The following is a 5,572-nucleotide window of genomic DNA, read 5'->3' as shown; positions in this document are numbered from 1 at the left end:
CGAATAGTTTTAAAAAAAATAATATGGTTTACATTTGCGCGAGGAATTACTTTTAATGAAATGGATACATATATTGATTTATACGCTTAATTACAATGATCTATGCCATAAAGAATATGCACAAAAAATAAAATTAGAATTATAGCAATGTATTTACTTTGATCAAAAACAGTATATAATGATAAAAGGATTCAAAAATATTTTTCAAGTGATTAACGGAGGGGAATAATGAATAAATTGGCACGCCGACAGGCGGCGCTTTTGGCAATGTGTTGTTTGGGATGCATGACTGCGGTGGCGGCAGATGTGCCGGTATATGACATCGGTGATATCGTTGTCACGGCTACACGCACGCAAAATGCGACGAAAGAAGTACCGGCGGCGACGCAGGTGATTGATGGCGAGAATATCCGCCAAAGCGGCGCGACGAATATTCGCGAAGCGCTTTCGTACTATACCAATATCATGCAAACACGGATCGCTCATGGCGGCCATGATGTCATGATTCGCGGCATGGATACGAACAAATCGTTGATTTTAGTTGACGGTCGTAAACCTGCGAACGAGTCTTCGAGCGCCAGCTTGGGCACCGCGCGCGCCATGGAGCGAATCAATTTGCAACAGGTGGAACGAATTGAAATTCTCCGCGGACCGTCGAGCGCTCTGTACGGATCGGACGCGATGGGCGGCGTGATCAATATCATCACGAAAAAATCGACTTCGCCAAGCGGCTCGATCGGCGGTGAATACGCATCCACGGGCCATACGCAGTGGGTTCATTACGATACCGGCCGGCAAGGGAAACTGGCCGCTACCGTAGGGGCGCGTTTCCGTCATACCGATCGGGATACGATCAAAGGCGAAAAGTGGTCGGAATATTTCGGTAATGATCAGACGTACAATCTCGCTCTTGACTACTATTTTGCCGATGCGAATAAGTTGACCTTTACGGCGGATTATTACCATGAGAAATTATCCAGTGACGCGCAGAATCCCGAGTTGAGACCTTTGCGGGTTATGATGGGAAAAACGCCTTTAACCGGCATGGCGCAGATCGAGGGAGGAAGAGACAGCAAATCGGAACAGCAAACGTATGGTTTGCGTTGGCAACGTACTACGGCGGTTAATGATTGGGAAGTCAGCGCGTACATGAGCCGTTTTGACTGGGAAGACGCAACCGACCCCAAAGTTATTAAAACGGTACCTGGGTCGAAGCCTCTGGAAAAACGAGCGTATGACGCTGTGGTACGCAAACAAAATGCATACGACTTCAACGACAATACGAATCGCGAGTGGACGTTGGAGGGCAAAAACTCCACGCAGCTTACCGACAATCAGCGACTCACTTACGGCGTAACGTATACCGACGCTAAAGTCAAAGGCACGAATTTGGGTATCGCCGGTGAGAAGCAACACCATGTTTCCCAAAACGGTACGAACAAAGTGGCGTCGGAACGTTCGTTGGCCACGTACGCTGCGTACGTGCAGGATGAAATTCGCGCTGACAAATGGTTTATCGTGCCGGCGTTGCGTTACGATCACAATGAATATTTCGGCGGTCATGTTTCGCCGAAGCTCGGCGTGACATATAACGCGCGTGACAATTTCCGCATCAAAGCGAACTACGGCAAAGGTTTCCGCGCGCCGTCGCTCATGCAGCTCTTCTATGATATGGATCGCAGAATGGGACCGAAGTGGGTGCATCTCCTGGGTAACCCGGATCTCAAGCCGGAAACATCGACCGGCTGGGACTTGGGCGTCGAAGGTGAATGGGATCGCGGCTACGGCTCGCTGACCTACTTCGACAACAAGGTGGATGACCTGATTGATAGCTCGAAAGTGGGCACGGATCAAAACGGACATGAGCTCTACCGATATAACAATGTGAAAAAAGCCCGCATTAAAGGCGTGGAAAATACTCTCGGCTATCGTTTCAACGATACCCTTTCCGCGCAAGTAGTTTCCACCTGGCTGGATGCGAAAGATACGACGGCAAATAAGGATTTACCGCGTCGTTCCGAACTTTCACAAGCTTGGCAGCTGCGCTACGATGACCATCAGGATACAGGTTGGTCAGCGGCGTTGTCGTTGCAATGTGAACACAACTACTTAGTGGAGCCGGCCCCGAAACAGGCGGCGACAGAAAAGAAAAGTTATCAACTTTGGAATCTGACCGTTACCCGTCAATTCAATCCGGATCTGCGTTTGTGGGGCAAGATCGAAAACATTGGCGACAAGTACGATAAAAATCTTGGCTTGTACGGTCGCGAATGGGCACTCGGTTTGGAATACAAGTTTTAACTGTGCAAGAAAAGGAGGAGAATCTTCTCCTCTTTTCTTTACATAGGGCGGGACACGCTGCAAGGGAATTTTTAATATTCATACTTACCATGGAAAGGATGATTGCGTGCATAGACATTGGTGGCAAGGCTGGCTGCTGTTTGTTCTCGCGGCGGCGTTGCTCGTCGGTTGCGGGCAGGATACGGCAACGAAAAAAACGCAAGAGCATGTGTTTTTCCAAGGAACGGACGTGCGCGGAAAAACGGTTACGTTGACTAAAAAGCCGGAGCGGATTGTATTGTTGTCGCCGTCAATGCTGGGAATTATGGAGGCGGTAGGCGGCGATTACGTCGCCTGGGCGGAAACTGGTAATGATCGCGTTACGGAGCGGGCGAAAGATAAACCGAAAGTCGGCCATTTGGCGCATCCGAATGCGGAGGCAATTGTCGCGGCGAATCCGGATTTGGTGATCGGATACGGCAAACTGCACGGTAAATTGGCGCAGGTGCTGGAGGCGAATCATATTCCGGTATATTTGCTGAATTTGACAAATTATGATGATGTGTGCGAGGCGATTCGTTTGTGCGGAGCGGTGAGCGGGAATAATGAACGAGCCGCCGCAGTGCAACAGGAACTGGCGCGGAGAATGCAGCAGGAAATCGTCAAGGCGCCGCGCGAACCCGTGCGGGTAGCGATTTTATTCGGTACATCGCAGGCGGTGACGCTGGACTATGAAACGAGTATCGCTTCCGACGTCGCGCGTCGGCTCGGCTTCACGGATGTATTTGCCGGTCGCGGTCAAACGGAATCCGCGCGTTTGGCGCCGTTCAGTCTGGAGGCTTTGGCGGCGGCAGATCCCGACGTGATTTTATTGCGGTCGATGGCTCGACACGGAGAATCGGACGGCATTTTTGACAAGGCGCTTTTGGATCAACCCGCGTGGGCGACGTTGCGGGCGGTGCGAAACGGTCGCGTGTACCGGCTGCCGCAGGAACTTTTCACAAGCAATCCCGGTATAGATTATCCGAAATCGGTTCGGTACATGGCGGATATCGTCGGCGGTCATGCGAATTCCGGTGAGGAGCGCCAATGATGACGGCTGCGCAAGAGCAATGGCGGGTCCGTTGGGAATCCTTGCGAAACGAACCGCTTTTTGTCGCGGCGGGCGCGCAGTGGCGACGTGCGCCTTGGGATATCACATGGCGAGACATACCCGCATTGACACGGCAGGTACGGTTGACCCCGGATGTGCTGCAGGCGAGATTGAAAGATTATTTGGATCGGCCTGCGTCCGCACGACCGATCGCGTTGTACCTGCATATTCCCTTTTGCACACTACAATGCACGTATTGCGCGTTTTCCAAGCAGCATTATCAGGAGCGACAGGTGGAAGAATATGTGGCGCTGCTCTTGCAGGAAATCGCTTCCATCGGACAAACGGAATTCGCGCGCACAGCGAATGTGGCGGCGATCTTCTTCGGCGGCGGCACGCCCGGTGTGCTACAGCCGGAACAGATTCAAGCGATCATGGGAGCGTTGCGCAAGGCGTTTACCATAGCTCCGACGGCGGAAATCACTTTTGAATCAAGTTTAGATGATTTGAATATGGAAAAATATCACGCTGCGGTCACGAGCGGGATTAATCGCTTCAGTTTCGGTGTGCAGGCGTTTACGACCGACGTGCGCCAACGTATCGGCCGTCGCGATACGCGGGAAAGCGCCAAGCGCCGCCTGAGCGAATACGTCGCGGCGGGGCGAGCGGATATTGTCATTGATTTGATTTACGGGCTTCCGGGACAGACAGTCGCGAGCATTCGTGAAGATGTGCGCGATGCGATGGAGTGCGGGATTGCCGGCTTGGATCTGTACAAATTGCAAATTTTGCCGAAATCGATTTTAGGGCAGCAATATAAAAGAAATAACTGGACGCAGGATCAAGATAAATTGCAGGAGTTGTTCCGCGCCGCCACGGAAGAGTTGGAAGCGGTCGCCGAGCCGATTTCCTGTTCACATTGGCGTACTCGCAAAAGTGAGCGCAGCCTGTACAATACATTGGTCTTTGCCGGCCACGACATGGTGGCTTTTGGCATGGCATGCGGCGGTCGCTTGGGACGCGTCCGCTTTATGAAACCGATTGTGCCGCCCATGTATCGCGCGGCGGTTGCGCAAGGATATCGGCCGATGGCAGGGAGTCTCGTCGGTACGGAAGACGCGGCGTTGCGGCGCCTGACATCGGCGGCGGATCGCGGTGTGATCATACCGCAACGTTTGGACGAAGAAACCGATTTACCCATGTCACTTTTTCTCACGCCGATTTTGCAATCTTGGGAAACTAACGGACTGGTCACGAGGCGCGGCGATGCCTACGTCTACACGGCGGCCGGCCGATATGCGTACAAAGCGATGTCGCGCTTTTTGAAATGGGCGTTTCATTACTTGGCGTACGACGCGGCAGCTTTTGCATCGGACGACAAAGACGCGAAAAATAATTTGGCTGCGGATAATCCGATGTCGTTTTAAGCATTGAGGAAACAGCCGCAAGCTCTGCGTCAGGCGATCATTGCGCCGGATAACCGACTCGCGGCAGAAAGAGGAGGAGAAAGAGCATGTCGAAATATCTGATTGTATATTCAAGCCGTACAGGCAACACTCGCCGCATGGCCGAAGCGTTTTATGAAGCGGCGCCGAAGGGCAGTCGTCTCGCGGAAATACGCGAAGGCGTCGATCCGGCGGAATTTGACGCGGTGTTCGTCGGCTTTTGGGTGGATAAAGGAATGCCCAATGCGCAGGCGCGGGATTATTTAGCATCGTTGCAAAATACGGAGGTCGTATTATTTGCCACGCTCGGCGCCGACCCGACATCCGAGCATGCGCAAACGTCGCTGCAAAAAGCGGCGGATCTGTTGGCGGATAACTGTCGCGTCTCGGGCGCGCTGGCGTTTCGCGGCGCGATCGATCCGAAACTGATTGAAGCGATGCGAAAACACGCCAAGCCGAATTCCTACCATACGCCGGAACAAATGCGCCGTTCCGTGGAAGAAAGCGCCGGTCATCCGAATGAAGCCGATTTCGCAAAAGCGCGCACGTACATGGAGAAATTTGCGGCGGCGCGCGGTTGAGCAGAGAAATATGAATCATAAAAAGCCGCTCTCATTACGATGAGAGCGGCTTTTGTATTTGTGTATATGTATTTGTGTATATACATATGTATAAAATAATATATTGATGTACAATAAAGAAAACTTTTTCTGACCACATATGAGGTGAAAATATGAAACAAAAACCGCATGAT

General features: G+C 51.9%; 4 protein-coding genes. All 4 read left to right on the top strand.

Annotated features, from left to right (window positions below; all coding sequences use genetic code 11):
* Positions 1-228 precede the first annotated feature (228 nt).
* The 4 genes from RDN69_RS05655 to RDN69_RS05640 all read left to right on the top strand — a co-directional run bounded on the left by RDN69_RS05655 (position 229) and on the right by RDN69_RS05640 (position 5,399).
* Entirely contained in the window at positions 229-2,301 is a 2,073-nt protein-coding gene (locus RDN69_RS05655) for a TonB-dependent siderophore receptor (RefSeq protein WP_288218352.1), read from the top strand.
* 106 nt (positions 2,302-2,407) lie between these two features.
* On the top strand, positions 2,408-3,373 hold the full coding sequence (locus RDN69_RS05650) for an ABC transporter substrate-binding protein (protein ID WP_288218351.1): 966 nt from the start codon (positions 2,408-2,410) through the stop codon (positions 3,371-3,373).
* On the top strand, positions 3,370-4,800 hold the full coding sequence (locus tag RDN69_RS05645; RefSeq protein ID WP_288218350.1) for a radical SAM protein: 1,431 nt from the start codon (positions 3,370-3,372) through the stop codon (positions 4,798-4,800). Before RDN69_RS05650 ends, RDN69_RS05645 begins: the two co-directional genes overlap by 4 nt.
* Positions 4,801-4,886: 86 nt before the next feature.
* Positions 4,887-5,399: a flavodoxin family protein gene (locus RDN69_RS05640; RefSeq protein WP_024048215.1), complete on the top strand. Its 513-nt coding sequence runs from the start codon at positions 4,887-4,889 to the stop codon at positions 5,397-5,399.
* Positions 5,400-5,572: the final 173 nt, after the last annotated feature.

This window comes from uncultured Negativicoccus sp. (assembly GCF_902480485.1).
GTDB classification, from domain to species: domain Bacteria; phylum Bacillota; class Negativicutes; order Veillonellales; family Negativicoccaceae; genus Negativicoccus; species Negativicoccus succinicivorans.
This window is presented reverse-complemented; position numbering and strand designations above follow the sequence as displayed.

What these genes read in the sequence shown, in the direction of transcription:
- RDN69_RS05655 (WP_288218352.1), top strand. Translation starts at nt 229, where the DNA reads ATGAATAAATTGGCACGCCGACAGGCGGCGCTTTTGGCAATGTGTTGT.
- RDN69_RS05640 (WP_024048215.1), top strand. Translation starts at nt 4,887, where the DNA reads ATGTCGAAATATCTGATTGTATATTCAAGCCGTACAGGCAACACTCGC.
- RDN69_RS05645 (WP_288218350.1), top strand. Translation starts at nt 3,370, where the DNA reads ATGATGACGGCTGCGCAAGAGCAATGGCGGGTCCGTTGGGAATCCTTG.